The 19107-nt window shown below is 42.9% G+C and carries 17 protein-coding genes, 4 tRNA genes and 1 pseudogene; 16 read left to right on the forward strand and 6 right to left on the reverse strand.

Features of this window, described 5'->3' with window-relative positions:
* Positions 1 to 68 precede the first annotated feature (68 nt).
* Positions 69 to 275 carry a hypothetical protein gene (locus AC5SXE_RS06535; RefSeq protein WP_310849738.1) on the reverse strand — a complete coding sequence of 69 codons (207 nt, stop codon included), beginning with the start codon at positions 273 to 275 and terminating at the stop codon, positions 69 to 71.
* Positions 276 to 414: 139 nt separating this feature from the next.
* Between AC5SXE_RS06535 and AC5SXE_RS06540 the strand changes: the two are divergent.
* Positions 415 to 1593: pseudogene (locus AC5SXE_RS06540) on the forward strand (IS3 family transposase).
* A gap of 83 nt (positions 1594 to 1676) precedes the next feature.
* On the opposite strand, the gene AC5SXE_RS06545 reads toward AC5SXE_RS06540, so the two are convergent.
* Positions 1677 to 2633 carry a tyrosine-type recombinase/integrase gene (locus AC5SXE_RS06545; RefSeq protein ID WP_493916962.1) on the reverse strand — a complete coding sequence of 319 codons (957 nt, stop codon included), beginning with the start codon at positions 2631 to 2633 and terminating at the stop codon, positions 1677 to 1679.
* Between the two features lie 124 nt (positions 2634 to 2757).
* Between AC5SXE_RS06545 and AC5SXE_RS06550 the strand changes: the two genes are divergently transcribed.
* The 7 genes from AC5SXE_RS06550 to AC5SXE_RS06580 all read left to right on the forward strand — a co-directional run bounded on the left by AC5SXE_RS06550 (position 2758) and on the right by AC5SXE_RS06580 (position 11295).
* Positions 2758 to 2820, forward strand: a tRNA-His gene (locus AC5SXE_RS06550).
* Positions 2821 to 3088: 268 nt separating this feature from the next.
* Positions 3089 to 5644 carry a type I restriction-modification system subunit M gene (locus AC5SXE_RS06555; RefSeq protein ID WP_493916963.1) on the forward strand — a complete coding sequence of 852 codons (2556 nt, stop codon included), beginning with the start codon at positions 3089 to 3091 and terminating at the stop codon, positions 5642 to 5644.
* Positions 5616 to 5837: an AlbA family DNA-binding domain-containing protein gene (locus tag AC5SXE_RS06560; RefSeq protein ID WP_493916964.1), complete on the forward strand. Its 222-nt coding sequence runs from the start codon at positions 5616 to 5618 to the stop codon at positions 5835 to 5837. The genes AC5SXE_RS06555 and AC5SXE_RS06560 overlap by 29 nt, the downstream gene beginning before the upstream one ends.
* A gap of 333 nt (positions 5838 to 6170) precedes the next feature.
* Positions 6171 to 6791, forward strand: coding sequence for a restriction endonuclease subunit S (locus tag AC5SXE_RS06565; protein ID WP_493916965.1), 621 nt, complete (start codon positions 6171 to 6173; stop codon positions 6789 to 6791).
* Positions 6792 to 7167: 376 nt separating this feature from the next.
* Positions 7168 to 7392 (forward strand): restriction endonuclease subunit S, encoded by a 225-nt coding sequence (locus tag AC5SXE_RS06570; RefSeq protein WP_493916966.1) that lies wholly within the window; start codon positions 7168 to 7170, stop codon positions 7390 to 7392.
* A 2-nt stretch (positions 7393 to 7394) separates the two neighbouring features.
* A complete protein-coding gene (locus AC5SXE_RS06575) occupies positions 7395 to 10613 on the forward strand; it encodes a type I restriction endonuclease subunit R (protein ID WP_493916967.1) in 3219 nt (1072 codons plus the stop codon).
* 1 nt (position 10614) lies between these two features.
* Positions 10615 to 11295, forward strand: coding sequence for a M48 family metallopeptidase (locus AC5SXE_RS06580; protein ID WP_493916968.1), 681 nt, complete (start codon positions 10615 to 10617; stop codon positions 11293 to 11295).
* 106 nt (positions 11296 to 11401) lie between these two features.
* Here AC5SXE_RS06580 and AC5SXE_RS06585 read toward each other — a convergent pair whose 3' ends face one another.
* Positions 11402 to 11716, reverse strand: a complete 315-nt coding sequence (locus AC5SXE_RS06585) for an AzlD domain-containing protein (protein WP_493916969.1) — start codon at positions 11714 to 11716, stop codon at positions 11402 to 11404.
* Positions 11717 to 11718: 2 nt separating this feature from the next.
* The gene (locus tag AC5SXE_RS06590) at positions 11719 to 12414 is read right to left on the reverse strand and encodes an AzlC family ABC transporter permease (protein ID WP_493916970.1); all 696 of its coding nucleotides are present in this window, start codon (positions 12412 to 12414) and stop codon (positions 11719 to 11721) included.
* Positions 12415 to 12913: 499 nt separating this feature from the next.
* Here AC5SXE_RS06590 and AC5SXE_RS06595 point away from each other — a divergent pair, with 499 nt between their 5' ends.
* The 4 genes from AC5SXE_RS06595 (at position 12914) to AC5SXE_RS06610 (ending at position 14067) form a co-directional block, all read left to right on the forward strand.
* Positions 12914 to 13132 (forward strand): hypothetical protein, encoded by a 219-nt coding sequence (locus AC5SXE_RS06595; protein ID WP_303883439.1) that lies wholly within the window; start codon positions 12914 to 12916, stop codon positions 13130 to 13132.
* Positions 13133 to 13409: 277 nt separating this feature from the next.
* Positions 13410 to 13485 (forward strand) — tRNA-Arg (locus AC5SXE_RS06600).
* A gap of 145 nt (positions 13486 to 13630) precedes the next feature.
* Positions 13631 to 13834, forward strand: coding sequence for a hypothetical protein (locus tag AC5SXE_RS06605; RefSeq protein WP_303883438.1), 204 nt, complete (start codon positions 13631 to 13633; stop codon positions 13832 to 13834).
* Positions 13831 to 14067, forward strand: coding sequence for a tyrosine-type recombinase/integrase (locus tag AC5SXE_RS06610; RefSeq protein WP_303883437.1), 237 nt, complete (start codon positions 13831 to 13833; stop codon positions 14065 to 14067). Before AC5SXE_RS06605 ends, AC5SXE_RS06610 begins: the two co-directional genes overlap by 4 nt.
* A gap of 138 nt (positions 14068 to 14205) precedes the next feature.
* Here AC5SXE_RS06610 and AC5SXE_RS06615 read toward each other — a convergent pair whose 3' ends face one another.
* Both AC5SXE_RS06615 and AC5SXE_RS06620 read right to left on the reverse strand, forming a co-directional pair.
* Positions 14206 to 14874: a hypothetical protein gene (locus AC5SXE_RS06615; protein WP_303883436.1), complete on the reverse strand. Its 669-nt coding sequence runs from the start codon at positions 14872 to 14874 to the stop codon at positions 14206 to 14208.
* A 261-nt stretch (positions 14875 to 15135) separates the two neighbouring features.
* Positions 15136 to 16095, reverse strand: coding sequence for a PLP-dependent cysteine synthase family protein (locus tag AC5SXE_RS06620; RefSeq protein WP_303883435.1), 960 nt, complete (start codon positions 16093 to 16095; stop codon positions 15136 to 15138).
* 638 nt (positions 16096 to 16733) lie between these two features.
* Between AC5SXE_RS06620 and AC5SXE_RS06625 the strand changes: the two genes are divergently transcribed.
* The 4 genes from AC5SXE_RS06625 (at position 16734) to clpP (ending at position 19015) form a co-directional block, all read left to right on the forward strand.
* A tRNA-Lys gene (locus AC5SXE_RS06625) sits at positions 16734 to 16809 on the forward strand.
* A 16-nt stretch (positions 16810 to 16825) separates the two neighbouring features.
* Positions 16826 to 16909 (forward strand) — tRNA-Leu (locus tag AC5SXE_RS06630).
* A gap of 77 nt (positions 16910 to 16986) precedes the next feature.
* On the forward strand, positions 16987 to 18471 hold the full coding sequence (gene tig / locus AC5SXE_RS06635) for a trigger factor (RefSeq protein WP_493916971.1): 1485 nt from the start codon (positions 16987 to 16989) through the stop codon (positions 18469 to 18471).
* Positions 18437 to 19015, forward strand: coding sequence for an ATP-dependent Clp endopeptidase proteolytic subunit ClpP (gene clpP / locus AC5SXE_RS06640; RefSeq protein ID WP_303882085.1), 579 nt, complete (start codon positions 18437 to 18439; stop codon positions 19013 to 19015). Before tig ends, clpP begins: the two co-directional genes overlap by 35 nt.
* Positions 19016 to 19107 lie beyond the last annotated feature (92 nt).

Genomic DNA, 19107 nt, shown 5'->3' on the forward strand with positions numbered 1-19107 from the left:
ACGAGCTATAATATCGCATAGTTTTTGCACAATCCACCTAGGGCATCCTAGAGGCCTCTACGTAAGTCTTAGGCTTCTTCCACGTCTACGGTCGGAAATGCTTCCTCAAATTTCACCTCCATTTCCGGCAACTGCTCGTACAGTGCCACCGCCTCGTACAAGAAGGGTAACGGTTCCAGTCTGTCAATCTCCCCCCTGCCACAGTGTGAGGTACACCGCAAAGTAACCCCCCTTGGCGTCTTGTAAAGGTAGGTGTTGCGTCCGTGTCTTTCCATGTTGTGTCCGTCCCAATAACAATCGCGAGCAATTATCGGTGCCTTCTCTGTGTAGTACCTGATACCGTTTGGCCCTCCCCCGATTTGCAGGACACGAAGTTAAGACTATATAATCCAACCTGAAGGGGGCGTTTTGTTCATGGGAAGTGCGAGGAGACATTACAACGAGGAGTTTAAACGCAACGCAGTAGACTTATGCCATACCAGCGGCAAAAGTATTAGTGAAATAGCTAAAGATCTGGGAATCAGCTGTAGCATGCTCGCAAGATGGAAAAGAGAGCAGGAAGAATATAAAGATAGGGCATTCCCCGGCCTGGGCAAGGCAAGACGGGGAACGGATCTGGAAGAAGAAAACCGTCGCCTAAAGAAGGAATTGGCACTCGTCCAGGAGGAACGGGACATACTAAAAAAAGCTGTAGCCATCTTTTCCAAAGTCCCGAAATGAAATACCGTTTTATCCTGGATAACTCGAAGGTATTTCACGTAAAGACGATGTGTCGTGTCCTGAAAGTATCTCGTAGTAGATATTATTCTTGGCTAAAAAAGCCTTTAAGCCAAAGGCAAATTCAGGAAGAAATCATAAAAGAACGTATAATTTATATCTACAACGAAAGCCGCCGTACCTATGGCAGTCCCAGGATACATAGACAAATGGCAAAAGATGGCATTCACTGTAGCAAAAAGAGGATAGAACGAATAATGAGAAAAGCAGGTTTAAAGGCCGTAGGGAGGCGCAGATTCAAGATCACGACCGACTCGGGTTCTAATATGTCAGTGGCAAATAATGTCTTAGGCAGAAACTTTATCGCTGGATGTCCAGATGAGAAATGGGCTGCAGACATAACCTATATCCACACCTACGAAGGATATCTATACCTAGCGGCTGTAATGGACCTTTACTCCAAGAAGATCGTGGGATACTCTATGAAACAACGGTTGACCCAGGAACTGGTCATTGAAGCCATGAATATGGCGATACATACCCGACAGTCCAATGCCAGGGCTGATCGTTCATACCGACAGGGGCAGTCAATATGGCAGCTTTGCTTACAGACAACTGCTCGAAAAGGAAGGATATATATGTTCAATGAGCCGCAAGGGCAATTGTTGGGATAATTCTCCAATGGAGAGCTTCTTTAAGACCTTGAAGGCAGAACTCGTGTACCATCGCGGGTTTAAAACCAGGGCTCAAGCCAGAATTGAAATCTTTGAGTATATTGAGGTATTCTACAACCGTACTAGACTGCATTCTACCCTTGACTACAAAAGCCCGGAGGAATTCGAGAGAACATATAAAAATCTAATAAAAGTGACTTAGGTTGATGTCCGCTAAAGCGGGGGAAGTCCAGTTCATTACTTCACACATGCGTCTTGGTTTCATTTCTTACCCCTCATTTTATGCTAATTGGCCTTACCTGACCCTCTTTTGCTCCCCAAAAGCTTCTTCACTGGTGATGCCATATCGTGTGCTTCCCTTATGTCTGACTCGGCAAGGGCTATGTAACGTTTGGTCATGTCAAGCGTGGTGTGTCCCATAATCGTTTGCAACGCAAAGGGGTTCATGCCGTTACGCAGGAAGTGGAGTGCTGCATCATGCCGTAAGTCGTAGGGTGAAAGACGCTTTAGGCCAAGCTTGGGTGCGTAAACCTTTTTAAGTCTCTGTCTCCAACCCGAAATCGTTAGCCTGTCTCCTTCGTAGTTGGCAAAGAGCAGCGGTGTTTCCCATTCCCTCGGCCTTGCGGTAATTAACCCCTGTATTGCCTTTGCCGTCTCAATGGAGAAGGGTAGCGTTCGGCTCTTTCGTGTCTTTGCGATTGATGCCCTGACCAGCACAGTCATTTCTTTTAAGTTGACATCGTCAACAGTAAGTGCTAATGCTTCGCTTGGCCTTATGGCTGTGTCTATGGAAAGGCATATTAAGGCATAATCTCGCCTGCCACAGTAGGTTGACTTGTCGGGTAGCTTTAAAAGATTGGCCAACGTCTCGGCCGAATGCTGGACGATTCTCGGTTCGGCCTTCCTTGCCCTGATGCCTTCCACGGGATTTCCTGTGTAAGCACCTTCGTCCACCAGCCACGAGAAGAAAGCTTTGAGGTATTTCCTTCTGATGTTGAACGTTGCCGGTGCGATGTCGTCTTGGCCCAAATAGGACAAAACGGCAACTCTTGCCCTGCTTAGGTCGGACGGGTTCCAAGCATCGGGGTATAGGCCAAAAAACCTCGTGACATGGTAGCGGTAGTCGTCAATTGTCCCAACTGCAAGCCCATCAGCTTTCTTAAAAAGTAAAAAGGCTTCCAAAGCATCCTCCCATGATTGAAACTTCTCTTGAAATAAAACCACACGGTTCGTTTGGTTCATAATTTTGCCTTGCAGTTTTTATGAAAGGGCAAATTTAGGAGCGTTGGACTTTGGCAATTTTGCTGCGATTTGCCGAAAACAGGTTGATTAAGAACCCGCATGTGTGCTACTGTTAGAGTTTAGTAGCTCAATAGGTCAGAGCACTGGACTGTGGCTCCAGGGGTTGGGGGTTCGAGACCCTCGCTCACCCCATTTTTATGTCCCGACTGGTTTTTTGAAGCGTCGGGATTTTTTATGCCTGATTGCTGTAATAGCCTTAGAAATTACGCATTTTCCCGAACTGCAAGCATTGTATTTCCAGCAGTATACAGCTAAAGATAGATGTTTTTAGCAAAATAGAGTGTATCTTGCACGCCACCCAGAGAGCTGGTATCCTTTTCATAAAGATAGTTCTTCTTTTTGAAAATTCTAACGCCACCATGTTCACCGTCAGATCACTAGCTTGGGAGGACGATATGAATAACGGCAAGATAACCTTAAGACAGCTGGAGACCCATCTTTTCAAGGCCGCCGATATCCTCAGGGGGAAGATGGATGCCTCCGAATATAAGGAATACATCTTCGGCATGCTTTTCTTGAAACGCGTTTCTGACGTCTTTGAAGTAAAAAGACAAGAACTAAAAGACAAGTTCACTGCCATGGGTTTCTCGAAAGATGAGATAGCAGAGCTTTTGGAAGATCACGATACGTATGAAGATACATTCTTCGTCCCGACGAGGTCAAGATGGGAAAATATCCTCAACTTAAAAGAGGACGTGGGAAATCAGTTAAATAAGGCTCTAGCCGCACTGGAGGAAGCAAATCCCGAACTCGACGGGGTCTTAAAGCACATTGACTTCAACGCCGTCAAGGGCAAAACTCGCCTAAAGGATCAACAGCTCATCGATCTCATTCATCACTTTAATAAATACAGGCTCACAAACGACGACTTTGAATTTCCCGACTTACTTGGAGCTGCCTACGAATACCTCCTCAGGGAGTTTGCCGACTCGGCGGGTAAAAAAGGAGGGGAATTTTATACGCCTCCTCAGGTCAAACAATTGATGGTAAGGCTTGTTAAACCACAAGAGGGCATGTCAATTTACGATCCCACCGTCGGTTCCGGAGGTTTTCTCATAGAATCAAGGCAATACGTGGAAGAGCAGGGCATGAACCCAAAGAATCTGGCACTTTACGGCCAGGAACTCAATGGATTGACCTGGTCAATATGTAAGATGAACATGATACTTCACGATATACCTGATGCCCATATAGAAAACGAGGATACATTGACAAATCCTGCCTTTACAGAAAAAGGCTATATAAAACGCTTCGACAGGGTCTTGGCCAATCCTCCCTTTTCTCAAAATTACTCGAGAGCGAGCATGCTTTACCCGGAAAGGTTCAAGTACGGCTTTACTCCCGAAACTGGGAAAAAGGGAGATCTGATGTTCCTGCAACACATGATCGCCAGCTTAAAAGATGATGGTATCATGGCGACCGTAATGCCCCATGGAGTTCTTTTCAGAGGCGCGCAGGAAAAGGTCATAAGAGAAGGTATTGCGAGAGATGATCTAATTGAAGCTATCATTGGTTTGCCTCCAAAGTTGTTTTATAACGTAGGCATTCCAGCATGCGTAATAGTCATCAACAAAAACAAGCCGGAATATATGAAAGGCAGGATTTTGTTCATCAATGCCGATAGGGAATACGGCGAGGGAAGAAATCAAAATTACCTTAGGCCGGAGGATATCGAAAAGATTGTCATGGTCTTCGATAACAAGCTCAAGATCTCTAAATATTCGAGGTTTGTGGACCTTAAAGAGATAGAAGAAAATGATTTTAACCTTAACATCAGAAGATATGTCGATAACTCTCCAGATCCCGAGATAGAAGATGTCCGCGCCCACCTTGTTTGCGGTGTTCCAAAAAGAGAAGTTGATTTATATGAACGAAGTTTTCGCAGGTTCAACGTTCCTTTAAACCTCTTATTCGAAGAAAAAGATGGGGAGTATCTTGAGTTTCAAACAAACATAAGAGAAAAGAACGATATAAAAGATATTATCGAAAACATGAATACTATAAACGAAACTATCTTAAAACATAAAGACAGACTCAAAGAATGGTGGAACGAGGTAAATCCCAAAATCGAAAGATTTCGCGGGAACAATAACCTGTGGGATTTTAGAATAAAGGCCATAAAGGGGCTAAAGGAAGCTTTAATGCCCCTTGGGTTGTTAGATGAGTTTAGGGTCTCGGGGATATTTGTTAACTGGTGGGAAGAGCTGAAATATGATTTCAAAACCATAGTCTCCGCCGGTTGGAGCAAAAACCTCATCGAGGACGACAGAATTAAAGATAAATATTTTAAAGCCGAGGTGGAAGAAATAGAGGAACTGGAAAGCAAAATAGCCGAAGCCGAAGGAGAGCTAAACGAGCTTTTAGAAGAAGTCGAGGATTGGGACGAAGAAGAGCAGGGAAGTAAAACGGCAAATAAGGTTAAACAATACCTGGAAGAAGAAATAAAAGACATCTTGCTCGTCCCGAAAAACCAAAAATGGAACAAAAATTTTGCACTGGCTTTGACGAAATTTAACGGTGAGCCCCTATCTGATATGACTAAAAAGATGATCCGGGAGATGTGGCAACTTCACGAAAAAATCGACGATAGAAATAAGGAATTAAGCAAATGGCAGAGGAAACTAAAATCAAAAACAGAAGAGCTCGAAGGAATATATAGAAAAGACAAGAATACTGGCCAACAGGTGAAAGTTAAAGAGGGGAAAATCGACAGAAAAAGAAACTCACTCACGGAATCCGAGGCCAAGGGTTTATTGCTCGAGAAATTCTACGATATCGTAGAAGAACAACTTAACCGGCACCTCAATGCAGAGAAAAAGGAGATCATAAAGATCTTTGAGAACTTATGGGATAAATACAAGGTTTCTCTTGCTGCGCTAAAGGAGGAAAGGGACGAAGAAACAAAGAAGCTGGACGAATTTCTTGAGAAGTTGGGATATTACAATGTATGAAAGCGAAATTTTAGAACTGTTCGAAGAAGAGGAAGGCAGCAGGCTGGAGTTCAAGGAAAAATTTAACGACGGCGTCATGAAAACGATATCGGCCTTTGCAAATGCTGCTGGCGGCGTAATTGTTGTCGGCGTTAGCAATGACAAAGAAGCAGTAGGAATAGACCTCAACCGGAATTCGAGCTTATGTCCATGAAAGATATTTATACGGAAGAATACCTAAGAAATTTGGGGCTGAATGAAAGACAAATTAAAGCAGTTGTGTATGCAAAGAAAAATGGCCGAATTACTAATAAGGAGTATCAAAAAATAAATAACTGCTCCTGAAATACAGCCTCCGCAGATCTAAAAGAACTTGTAAAAAGAAAGATTGTAGAAGGAAGCGCGAAAAGGGGAGCAGGGTCCTTTTATACAATTGCAAATTAATTGCACAAACGATAAGGGCTGCATCTTTAATGAAAAATAGGCATGTCTAAAGTAAAGGGCAAGTCAAGTAATGAAATGTTTATGTTTTATGGGGGATGAAATATTGAAAAAACTTCCGGAAGGGTGGAAAGAATGTAAGCTGATAGATATTATAGAATTACATTACGGAAAAGGACTAATAGAGCAGGACAGAAAAAATGGCAATATCCCCGTTTACGGTTCAAATGGCATCGTAGGTTACCATAATGAATATTTGGTTAAAGGTCCAGGAATCATTATAGGTCGAAAAGGAAGCGTTGGTGAAATAAAATATTCCCCCCTGGATTTTTTTCCAATAGACACAACTTATTATGTTAGTCCAAAAAAAGAAATAGATATAAAATATATGTATTATTTTTTACTTACACTGCGCCTTGATGAAATGAATTCACATAGTGCTGTACCTGGTTTAAATAGAAGCAGTGTGCATTCGATAAATATAGCAATTCCTCCTCTTACTGAACAACGCAAAATAGCAGAAATCCTTGAAACTGCAGACAAAGCAATAGAAAAAACCGATGCCATAATCGAAAAATACAGGAGAATAAAACAGGGCCTGATGCAGGATTTGCTGACCAAAGGCATAGACGAAAAGGGTCAGATAAGAAGCGAGGAGACGCACAAATTCAAGGACTCGCCACTTGGCAGGATACCAGAGGAGTGGGAAGTGGTCGAGCTTAGGTGAAATTGGAGAAATAAAAGGTGGAAACAAGACTTCCTAAAGGGGAAGACTTCTCAGATTTTGAGACTCCTATTCCCATATGTAAGGCTCGTTAATATTCGAAATATGACAATAGATTTACGAAATCTATTGTATATAACAGAAAACTACAAGACGACGAATTCAGAAATATACTATCTCTTGTAACGACGTTATGATATCTATTGCAGGAACGATCGGACTCATTGCTCTTGTTCCAAGAGAAATAGATGGAGCCAAGTTTGTACTGACAAATGCAGCTAAAATCACTATTATTCAATACCTTGATAGGCGATTTATTAGCTTTATTTTATTTAGCTTTTTTTATAATCTCAAGATCAAATTGCTAAATTAGTAGGAGTTGATTGCTCAACCCAAGTTAGCCCTTTTTCGAATAAAACAAATCCAAATTCCCCTCCCACCCCTCCCCGAACAACATCGCATCGCCTCAGTACTATCTCAAATTGACGAAGTAATCGAAAAAGAAGAGCGGTATAAAGTAAAACTTGAAAGGATAAAACAAGGGTTAATGCAGGACTTGTTGACCGGAAAAGTCCGAGTTAACCATTTAATCAAGGAGACTTAAAGATGTACCAAAGGCTTGATGAAGAATATTACGTGGAAAATCCTTTCCTCGCCCAACTTTTAGGGCTCGGTTGGGATGTTTATAAGCAAAATAGTGGCGACCCGCAGGACCTAAGGGAAATTAAATCTTTTGGCCCGTCCTTTGATCCCCTATATGACGAATGCTCGCATTTACGGGAAAGCTTCAGGGATATAATTCTTGAAGACGTTTTAAGAAAATCCATTGAGAAAATAAACCCCTGGATCGAAGAAGACCAGATAAACGAGGTCGTAAGAAGGATAACTACGCCGACTGCAAATTTCCTCCTGGAAGCCAACAACGAAATACACGATCTTCTCGTTGAAAACACTTCGGTATCCGAAAACCGAAGGACAGGCGAAAAAAGCCCAACGGTCAAATTCATAGATTTCAGCAATCCCAAAAACAATTCTTTCATCGCCATCTCGCAGTTTAAGGTAAACATCCCCGGCACAGAGAAGCACATAATACCGGATATAGTATTATTCGTAAACGGCCTGCCTTTGGTCGTCGTCGAGTGCAAGTCGCCTACAACAGCAGACCCGATTGCGGAGGGAATCACTCGGCTCTTAAGATACTCCAACAGAAGAGGAATAAAGGAAGGAAATGAAAAGCTTTTTTGGTATAACTTTTTTACGATCTCGACGTCCAACCAAATTGCAAAATATGGCACCATCACCGCTGATTACGATTACTTCGTTGAGTGGAAAGATCCTTACCCTTATGCTTTATCAGACATAAATTCAAAAGGAAACATCACAAGCCAGCAGGTCCTGGTTCAGGGGATGCTCTCAAAAGACAACTTCTTGGACATCCTTCATACTTATACAATTTTTAAGGAAGACTCAAAGGGCGGCATCATCAAAGTTGTGGCAAGATACCAGCAGTTTAGAGCCGTTAAAAAAATAATAAAAAGGCTTAGGGAGGGCAAAACTCCGGAAGAAAGAGGGGGAATCGTCTGGCACACCCAGGGGTCGGGAAAATCATTGACGATGATGTTCACCGTAAGGGAGATGTACCATAGCCCCGAATTCAGAAATTTTAAAATTATCTTTGTAACAGACAGAAGAGACCTCGAAAAACAGCTGAGAGATACGTCGAGAAGCGTCGGATTTACCGTTCACCTTGCAAGAAACACGCGGGAGCTAAAAAAGCTTTTAAAAACAGATACCCCGGATCTCGTCATGTGCATGATCCATAAATTTCAGGAAAGAGATCTTAAAACTCAATTCCCCGTGCTAAATACATCGCCTAACATTCTTGTTATGATCGACGAAGCGCACAGGACGCAATATAAATTGCTTGGCGCTAACCTAAAAAGAGCCTTGCCAAACGCCGTAAGGATTGCCTATACGGGAACGCCCATCGAAAAAACGGAGATGACATTTGGGGAATATATTGACAAATACAGCATAAAGCAAGCCGTCGAGGACGAGGTAACCGTTGAAATCGTATACGAGGGTAGAATCCATAGTGCAGAGCTTTCTGACGAAGAAGCTGCAAACGCGAAGTTCGAGGACGTCTTTTCAATCATCGATGCCGATGAAAAGGCGAAAATTATGGGAAGGTACACGTGGAGGGCCTATTTAGAAAACGAGAGCGTCATAAAAGACAAAGCAAGAGACATGATAGAACACTACATTACCCATGTCTTTCCTAATCGATTTAAGGCTCAGGTCGTCACTGTCTCTAGACTTGCTGCCATAAGGTATAAAAAAGCCCTTGAAGAGGCGTTAAAAGAAAAGATAGAAGAAATGAAAAAGAAAGGCTCTAACGAGGACATAAAGGCGCTCGAAAAAATAAAAGTAGAAGTAGTAATATCCGGACTTCCCGATGACGACCCCGAATATCAACCCTACACCGATGAAAGGAAGCATGACAGGATCATACGAAGCTTTAAACTTCCCTTTGACAGAACAGGCGAAGACGGTATTTCCGGCGACGTCTGCATTTTGGTCGTACAGAGCATGCTCATCACGGGCTTTGATGCTCCCGTTGAGCAGGTGATGTATTTGGATAATGTGATCAAGGGTCATAATTTACTGCAGGCCATAGCTAGGGTAAACAGGGTTTACAAAAATAAGACTTGCGGCTTTGTAGTAGATTACGTAGGGGTCTTAAAGCATTTAAGGGAATCTCTTTCAATTTACGCCGACGAAGACATAGAAGAAATTGCGCAGGTGGTCAAAGATAAGGCCCAAAGCATCGATGAATTAAGATACATCAGTTGTCAAATAGACGATTTCTTTAAAAAGAACTACATAAAGAACTGGCGCGATGATGTGGATGCATGCATAGATCTTTTGGTCGACGAGGAGACGAGAAACGAATTCATAATGCTCGTGAGGCGATTTAACAAGGTCATGGACGCCGTCCTCCCTGACCCGGAAGGCTTAAAATACGCTGCAGACTTGAAAGTTCTTAATTTTATTAAAGAATCGGCTAGAAACAGGTACAGGGATGACAGGCTTAGTATAAGAGACGCAAGCAGAAAGATAAGGGAAATAGTCGAGGAATATCTGGTATCGAAGGGCGTTGATCCTAAAATACCTCCTACACCCCTTTTTGACGACAATTTTATGGAAAAAATAAAAAAGCAGAGGTCGAGCAAGGCTAAAGCGCAAGAGCTGAAATATGCCATAGTAGAACATATCAGCACACATTTCGAAGAAGACCCTGAATTCTACGAGAGATTTTCTGATTTATTGAATAGAATTCTTAGAGAGTACAAAGAAAACTGGGAAATCCTTGCCCTTGAACTGGAAAAGATAAGGGAGTCCATGAAAGAGGGCAGAAGCGCTGAAGAGACCTTTGGCTTTGATCCCAGGAAGGAAATGCCCTTTTTCGGGCTCCTTAAGCGGGAAATGTTCGGTAAAAAACCAATTGAAAAGCTGAGCAAGAAAGACATAGACTTTCTGGTGGATTTAACAAAAGACGTAATCGAAATCACAAAAAGGGAAATCAAGGTCGTTGACTTCTGGGAAAATTATACAAAACAGAGGCAGCTAAAGTCCTACATCATATCACGCCTGTTAATTAGCGTACAGCCCAGCAATAAAACACAACCCCCTGAAATGATTTATATGGCAAGCGAATCGTCTGAACCTTACGTTACGGGTATTAAGAAAACTTGGTTCAAAAAAAGAAACGAGATAGCGCAGAAATTGATCGAGCTTGCTTATCACATTTATGGAGAAAAATAAAATGAAGCCCATGGACGTGCAGATCGAGAAAATAATCCGAACGAAAAGAAAAACGGTAGCTTTGTACGTGACGGACGATGCCAAATTGATCATCAGGGCTCCTTTTAACCTTGATGACGAGACGATCGCTGAGATCGTCTCTAAACACAGGCGTTGGGTCGAAAAAAAGCAAAAAGAGGTCTCTACTAGAAACCAAAAACTTTCCCCAAAAGAATTCGTCAACGGGGAAGGGTTTCTGTATTTAGGCAGATACTACAAATTAAATATAGTAGAAGACCAAAGTGAACCGTTGAAATTAGGAGGCGCATTTTATCTTTCAAGATATGCGCTTCCGCACGCGCAAGAAGTATTTATACAGTGGTATAAAGACAAAGCCTTTGAAAAAATTTCCGAAAGGGTCGATCTCTACGCCAAGAAACGAGGATTAAAATATAACAAAATAAACATAACCAATGCTCAAAAAAGATGGGGTTCGTGTTCTTCTAAGGGAAATTTGAACTTTTCCTGGCGGTTGGTAATGGCTCCCTTGCCAGTTCTGGACTACGTCGTCATCCACGAACTCGTTCATCTGGAAGAAAGAAACCATGGAAGATCTTTTTGGGATAAAGTCAAAATGCTGATGCCCGATCATAAAAAACAAAGAGATTGGTTAAAAAGAAACGGCTATCTTTTGAAATTATGATGACGCAGGAAACTAATAGTAGCTGTTTAAAAGTTTCGCGCGCAATGGGTTGTATTGTGCGCAACCTCCTCGATGAAGGAACAACACTTCATTTTTTACTGCGTCTTTACACTAAGAAATTAAAGAGCATCATGGTAAGGATCCCCGCCAATATAGTAAAAAGGATGCTTTTAGTCAAAAGTGCGGTGACGATGGCAGCTATGCCCGCCAATAACCGCACGTTTCCAAAGGAAACAAAAAACTTTTCCGATTGTATAAAAAGCTCCGGAAATATCAAAGCTGTCATTACAGCCGGAGGCACATACCGCAAACACCTCTGCATCCACGAGGGCATTTCCCAAATTCCTAAAAGGAAGATAAAAGACAATCTCGTCAAGTATGTCAAAATTCCCCCTAAAAGCAAGACCAGCCATACGTTCATAGCTATTTTTTCCTCCAATGTTCAGAAACGAATCCAGTAGTTATGCCGACCAAGGAAGCTGCAATTAAACCTAATCTATAGGGAAGTTTATAAAAAATCAAAGATGAAACCCCCGCAGCAACAGCAGCGGCAACGCTGGGACAATCCTTTAAAAAAGGGACTACGATGGCTATAAAGGTTAGGGGAAGGAAAAAATCCAATGGCCAACTTGGGGGGAGTACTTTACCCATAAAGATGCCGGCAGCGGTACTCATCTGCCAAGTAATCCACAGGATAAGGCCGGCGCCTAAAAAATACCAATGACTATAGCGGTGTTCTTCCTGTCTTTGATAATAATTTATAACTACTGCATAGGCTTCATCTGTCAAAAGATAAGCCAGCAATGCTTTCCATCTAAAGGGAAGGTCCTGCACATAGGGTGCAACTGAAGCACTGTAAAGCATATGACGCAAATTTACCACTGCCACCGTAAGCACGATCAAAGACGCCGGAACAGCTTCGGCAATTAATTTACTCGCCACAAACTGTGAAGAGCCTCCAAAAACAATGTAAGACATGGACTGAGCCTGAAGTTTAGTCAGACCTGCCTCTAAAGCTACAATGCCGTAGATTACGCCAAAGGGAATAACGGCAAGCAGTAAAGGAACTTCGTCGCGAACCCCTTCCAAAAAAGTATCTAAGGCACTTTTATGGTTCATCCTCTGTGGCACCCCTCTTGTAAAAATTAAAGCGCGATAAAAAGTTTCGCAGTAATAAACAGTAACCTTTATTTTAGCCGTCTCTTACTTTATTTTAGCCGTCTCTTAAAGGAAAATAAAGATCAAAAAAATCGCCTTTGCAAGTATCAAATAAGAGGCCTTTTCTTGCATTCAAAATAGCATATAAAGTCAAATCTTATATAATACAAAAAAATTATACAATATGATATAATGCAGTGCGATTTAGTAAAGCCAATTGCCTGTATCGGATATTTGCGTCCAGATAAAGTTACACCCGATTAGAAATCCACTTCGAAATAAAAAACAATGCTAAATAAATCGATTTTATGTCAGGTCTATAAAAGTAGGCAACAGCAAGAATCAAAGTTGTCTAATTGATGAGTTGTGTCATCAGTTTGTGGATTAGTGATATGGCAGATTTGTAAGATAATAAATTACTCAAATAAATATCTTCTAGTATTAAGGGGGAAAAGACTTTATGGAATGTCCGCTTTTAAAAACCTGCAATTTTTTCCGTGATAAGATGGAGAATATGCCAGCAACTGCCGGCATAATGAAGAAGCGCTATTGTCTTAAAGACAACTCAAAGTGTGCCAGATTTATGGTAGCAAGCACTTTGGGCAGGGAAAAAGTTCCTGCTGACTTGTTTCCAAACCAGCACGATAAAGCAGAGAATTTAATAAATAATAATGGCTAAAAACAAACCATACGAAATTTACTCTAGATTTTTAGGACAGCGTGTTATCCAATAAATCTTCTTTTATATGTTACGATGATTTTATATGTTACGATGATTTGCCGGCATTTTCCCAACCTGTCGTTCAATGTTTAGTTAGCAAGGGAGGGCTTTTTACACTGGAGTCGAAATTTTATAAGATCGCGTAAAATATTTGTAGGAGATTTTATAGTCGTCTGTTGACTAATCCGCTTACCTGTGGTAATTTTCCTAGTGCTGTCCGATGTGTAATTCTCGTGCGCCCGTAGCTCAGTGGACAGAGCGGCGGACTTCGGATCCGTTGGTCGCGGGTTCAAATCCTGCCGGGCGCGCCATGATTAAAAAACACAGGCATAACCTGCAATCTCGACACTTTTCGTTAAACTTGCAATTTAGGCAAAAAATGCATAATCCGTTGTCCATGAAAAAGCTGCTTTTACACTCCCTTGCCGCCAGCATGAGGCGAAAGGGAGTGTTTTTATGGTTGTAATACCTTTCAGGAAAGACGTTTCATGGCAAGAGACGGCAGATGAATTTATATACTTCAAGATGGCCGAAGGAAGGGCAGAACGCACCATCAGGACTACACATATTATCTGTCGCGCTTCTTCAAGCGCTATCCCGACGCTTTCGATCCTCAAAAGACTAGAAAGTGCGTACTCGAGTGCATGCCAGACCAAATGAAGCCGGCTACTTACAACCTGCACCTTGCTTACCTGCGCCATGCCCTTGCCCTTTCTTACCTGCGAAACGGCGGAGATACGCTTTCTTGGCAGCGCATCATGGGACATACGAACCTCACGATGACCAAGCGTTATGTAACTTATACCCTAGGCGACATAAAAGAACAGCACGCTATGGCCTCGCCGTTGAACAAGTTTGTGCCAGCGAGGAAGAGGGTGGAAAAGGTGGGGTGATTGGCTTGGCTTTAAACCATCTTGATTGTCTACGATTATATATGTATATGTAGGAGTGAAATTGTACTTAAAAACAAATAGCAAAGATTAGACCCATATTTACGCCCTATACTTTGAGAGTGTTTAACTCTTGGCGAGTTAAGTGGAAAAAACATGAAGCAGTTCTGTTTTCGAGGATTGGGAAAGAGCTATAATTCTTTTCTCTAATTTCTGTAGATCGGTTTTGATATAATTTTCATCAATCCCAGGTGGTGCATAAATTGAGAAAAGGACGTCTGATGTAGATAGCATAATACGGCTTTTGTAATCTGGGCCTCTCAAAATACTTGATATCGTGGCACTGCAATCACAAAGCATCATATCTCCACTTACGGTGCTCACTTCTTTCCCAGAGACGGATTGATAAACCTCAGCACCGGTAGCCACCTTCAATTGCAATGGCAGATGCAATTGGGCCAAATCATGGCCAGCAGTAAGGAGCATACTCTCTAACTCAGAAAAGAGCATTGCCTGCAATAAGCCGGATTCGGTATGCAGTGATTTTTTCCCTTGCAACACGGATTCCAGTTGGGCAAGAACGTGATAACTATATCCAAACCTCTTATAATAGGCTACGTAGGCCTGAATCGGGTTAAGCTTTTTTAGCTCTTTCCTATCCAGTTGGCCGTATTTTTTACGTAATCCTGCAATCGCCTCTCTAACTTCCCTTTCCTCATGCGGATGGGAAGAGGAGACTCCACACATAATTAAGAATCCCATCTTCACTCCAGGAAAAGAGGTTTCTATACTTTCGTCAAATTTAAACAATGCCTAAAGACCCCCTTCCTTATGAACGTAAAACTTATTGCGACTATTACTACCAATTCGTGCGGACAATTTGACCAGAAAGTATGGTTGAAGCCTTAAGGTGTTCGGATAGGTTGGAATACTGTCCATATCATAATTTCCGCTACATTGTCCGGATACGTCCGAAGGCTGGGGTTCATGTTAAACCAAACGAAGTTAGCCGCCTACAACCTGGGCCACGCTTACCTGCGCTCATCCTTTTTACAGCACTGACTTCACTCGTTAGAGATACAGGTCGGTACTAACGTACTTGAGTCCCGAGTCACAGACCAGAAAAACAAGAGTGCTTCCCTTTTCTTGACCCTCCAGGAGCCTTGCAGCCGCAGAAACGTGGGCCCCTGTGGAGAACCCCCCAAATATCCCCTCGTGCTGAGCCAACGCCCGGGCCCCCTCAATGGCCTCCTCGTCAGTTACCGTCAGGTATTCCGTAACCAGTGACGGATCGACGAAAGGGAGGTCTCGACTGTAACCTCCACCCTGGATCCTGTGATTCGGATTGGTCACTTCCCGCTTTGCAAGCCACGGGCAAGAAGTTGGCTCCAGAAGATAACAACGGATCTCGGGATTATGCTTCTTCAGAGCCTTCGAACACCCCGCAAAAGACCCGCCTGTCCCGACAAAATCGACGAAGCCATCGAGGCAACCTTCAGTCTGCTCCCAGATTTCCTCGCCGGTACCGTATTCATGGGCACGTATGTTTCCTTCCAGCCTGAACTGGTCGGCCCTAAAAGCACCGAGTTTCTGCACGATCTTCTGTGTACGCTCTTCCACCAGATCAAGGTCCTGTCCTGAAACCTGACCAGGCGGCGATCCCACCGCTTGGTCCACTAGGATTACTTCGGCTCCTAAGGCTCTCATCATCCGCGCCCTTTCCATGGAATTGCCCTTGGACATGACGGCTATAAAGGGGTAGCCCTTGACGGCGCAGACTATGGCCAACCCCGTGCCGGTGTTGCCACTAGTGAGCTCCACTACGGGTTGCCCTGGCTCAAGTTCACCGGATGACTCGGCCTCCTCGATCATTCTCAGGGCGATCCGGTCTTTTTTACTTGATCCGGGATTGAGGTTTTCTAGCTTAGCGAGAAGCGTCCCCTCGAGCTTCCATGCGGCCTTGAGACGGTCAAGCTGTACCATTGGGGTCTTTCCTATCGTCTTCAATACACTATCAAAGACCTTTTCCATCAGATATCTCTCCTCTGCATGTCGCGCACAGATTTTCTTTTTGCGCCAGACAACCTTAAAAATAACAATAAAAGAACCTGTTTCACAACACATCTCTCCAAGGTCACGAAATGCAACAAAATAAAGTAGTTACAGGCATTAAGTTCAAGCATATTCAAATACAGATGAGGTGAAAGAATTGTCATATAACTTCAAGCCTTACGACGTAAAACAATTATACCTTTTGCCCCCGACATGCGCGACTGGCTTCCTGCAGGACACTTGGTGTGGTTTATACAGGTTGGATTATAGCCTTAAGTTCGTATCCTGCAAATCGTGGAAGGATCAAAGACTACAAGCGCCTATGCGAAAATGTGTAACACGCTTAAGAAACGTGGAGGTCTACGTCAAAAAGATTATGCTAGGGTTCTTGCCACCGGAAGTTTTCCACACTATTTGAAATAAAGCCTCGTTGAACTTGACTTATAAAATACGTGCATGGTAATATAATTTTCGCGACATGAAAAGCCAGCCACATTGGCGAGAAGGCACATAAAGAGGGCTGGTTTTCAAATTTCAAGCGCCGATGACGGGTTTCGGATCAGTTGGTCGCGGATTCATATTCTGTCTGGCGTATTATTTATCACGAGGTTGTATGTGGGCCGTTAGCTCAACTGGAAGAGCACGGGACTCTTAATCCCGGGGTTACAGGTTCGATCCCTGTACGGCCCACCATTTGCATTGACCTTGGGCGAGAGTGGTGGAATGGCAGACACGCGGGACTTAGGATCCCGTGGCTTCGTCCGTGTGGGTTCAAATCCCACCTCTCGCACCATTAAAATATTAGGTGCGACCTCGGTGTTAAAATACACACCGAGGCTTTTTCATGTTGAAGAAAGGAGTTTGGTGACGATGAGGTCCGAGCTTATATCTCAGGAGAAAAATATCGTTAAGATAAAAGTAGAAGTTGAGCCCGAAAGGTTCGAGGAAACCGTCAAGGATGTTATTAAGGAAATAAGTCAAAAAGCCAACATAAAGGGATTTAGAAAAGGAAGAGTGCCGCGCAATGTCATCGAACTCTATTTTGGCAGAGAAAGTATTTATCGCGAGGCTTTAGAAAATCTAATACCCGAAGTGGTGACACAAATTAAAGAGGAATATGGGTTGGAACTAATAGCCGAGCCTAGGGTTAAATTGGAAGGCGAAGTAAAGGAAGGTTCGCCGGTCCTTTTAGAGATAGAATACGAAGTCGCGCCCGAGATTGAACTGCCAGACTTGAGTCAGATAGAAGTTCCAAAACTAAAGCCCATCGTCACCGATGAGATGGTAGAGCAGGTCATAAAGGATCTGCGCGAACGAAATGCCGAGCACGTGGACGTTGAAGAAGAAAGACCTATTGAGGAGAATGACATCGTTGTCGTAAACGCCACTGCTCAAGTAGAACGCGAAGAAGGCGATGACATCGAGAAGTTCGATTTTGAAGGCAAAGAGGTGGAAGACACCATCGATTTAACGGCCGATTATTTAGACGAGAACGTAAAAAAGGATTTAGTGGGACAAAGCGCAGGAAGCACCATAACGACAACAATAACTCATCCAGATGATGGCAGTAAGCTGGCCGGCAAGCGCATTACATATACTATGGAAGTAAAGGGAATAAAGAAAAAAATCCTTCCCGAACTTGACGAGGAATTTTTAAAAAAGGTCGGAGCAGATGGCAAAGATTTAGATGAATTCAAAACACACATCAAAGAACAGCTACAAGATGTTCTCGAAAACAGAGCAAAAAACGAAGCGATAAATTTAGCCTTACAGCAAATAGTGAATCAAACAAAGATAGATGTGCCCGAAAGACTGGTAGATAGAGAATTTCAAAGCTTGCTATACGAAGAGGAGCAAAGGATTAAGCAAGCCTATAATATAACCTTGGAGGAGTACGTGAAACAATCTGGTATTGATTTCGAAGAATATAAGAAAAAAGTACGAGATCAGGCTTTCAGGAGAGTCTTAAATTCCCTGGTACTTGAGGAGCTTACAAAGCGCTTTGAGATTAAGGTGGACCCGGGGGACATCAGGTCTCATGTAGAAAGGATGGCAACCGCCTATAACTTAAGCGCTGAAGAATTGTCCTCTTTTATCGTGTCTGACCAAGATAGATTATATAAGCTGAGTTATGATATCATGACCGAAAAGACCTTGGATAAAATCCTAGATTTTGTAAATGTGAGGGAACTTGAAAAGAAAGAATATGAAAAAGCCCTGAAGGACTTGTTAGAAAAGATGAAGGCTGCATCGGCCGAACAAGAAGAAACAGAAGAAAGCGAACAAGATTCGGGCAATGAAGCAAGAGGAGGTAATGAGGATGTTAGTACCGATAGTGATAGAACAGACGGGTAGAGGCGAGCGGGCTTATGACATATACAGCAGATTACTGAAGGATAGAATTATCTTTCTAGGAGAGGTCATAGAAGAACATCTCGCCAACTTAGTCGTGGCCCAAATGCTGTTTCTAGAAAGCGAAGATCCCGAAAAGGATATCAACCTTTACATAAACAGCCCTGGAGGCTCTGTGACGGCAGGGCTAGGAATATACGACACGATGCAATACATAAAGTGTCCTGTGTCAACTATATGTGTAGGTCAGGCAGCAAGCATGGCTGCCGTACTCTTGGCCGCAGGAACTGAGGGCAAGAGAATAGCTCTCCCTAACTCGAGGATAATGCTTCATCAACCATTAGGGGGAGTGCAGGGACAAGCAACTGATATAGAGATACACGCCAGGGAAATAAAAAATATACGAGACAGGCTCAATCAGATCATTGCAAAGCACACAAATCAAGACATCGAAAAAGTAGCCCGCGACACTGATAGAGACTTTTTCATGTCTGCAGAAGAAGCCCTATCCTATGGAATAGTTGACAAAGTCATAGAAAAACGATAGGTTGTTGATGCAAACTCCTTTATAAACAAGCGAGGGGGCAATGCACGAGCTCTCTCGCTTGTTTATAAAGACTTCTGAGATTAGGCTATAAT

The organism is Acetomicrobium sp., assembly GCF_059026225.1.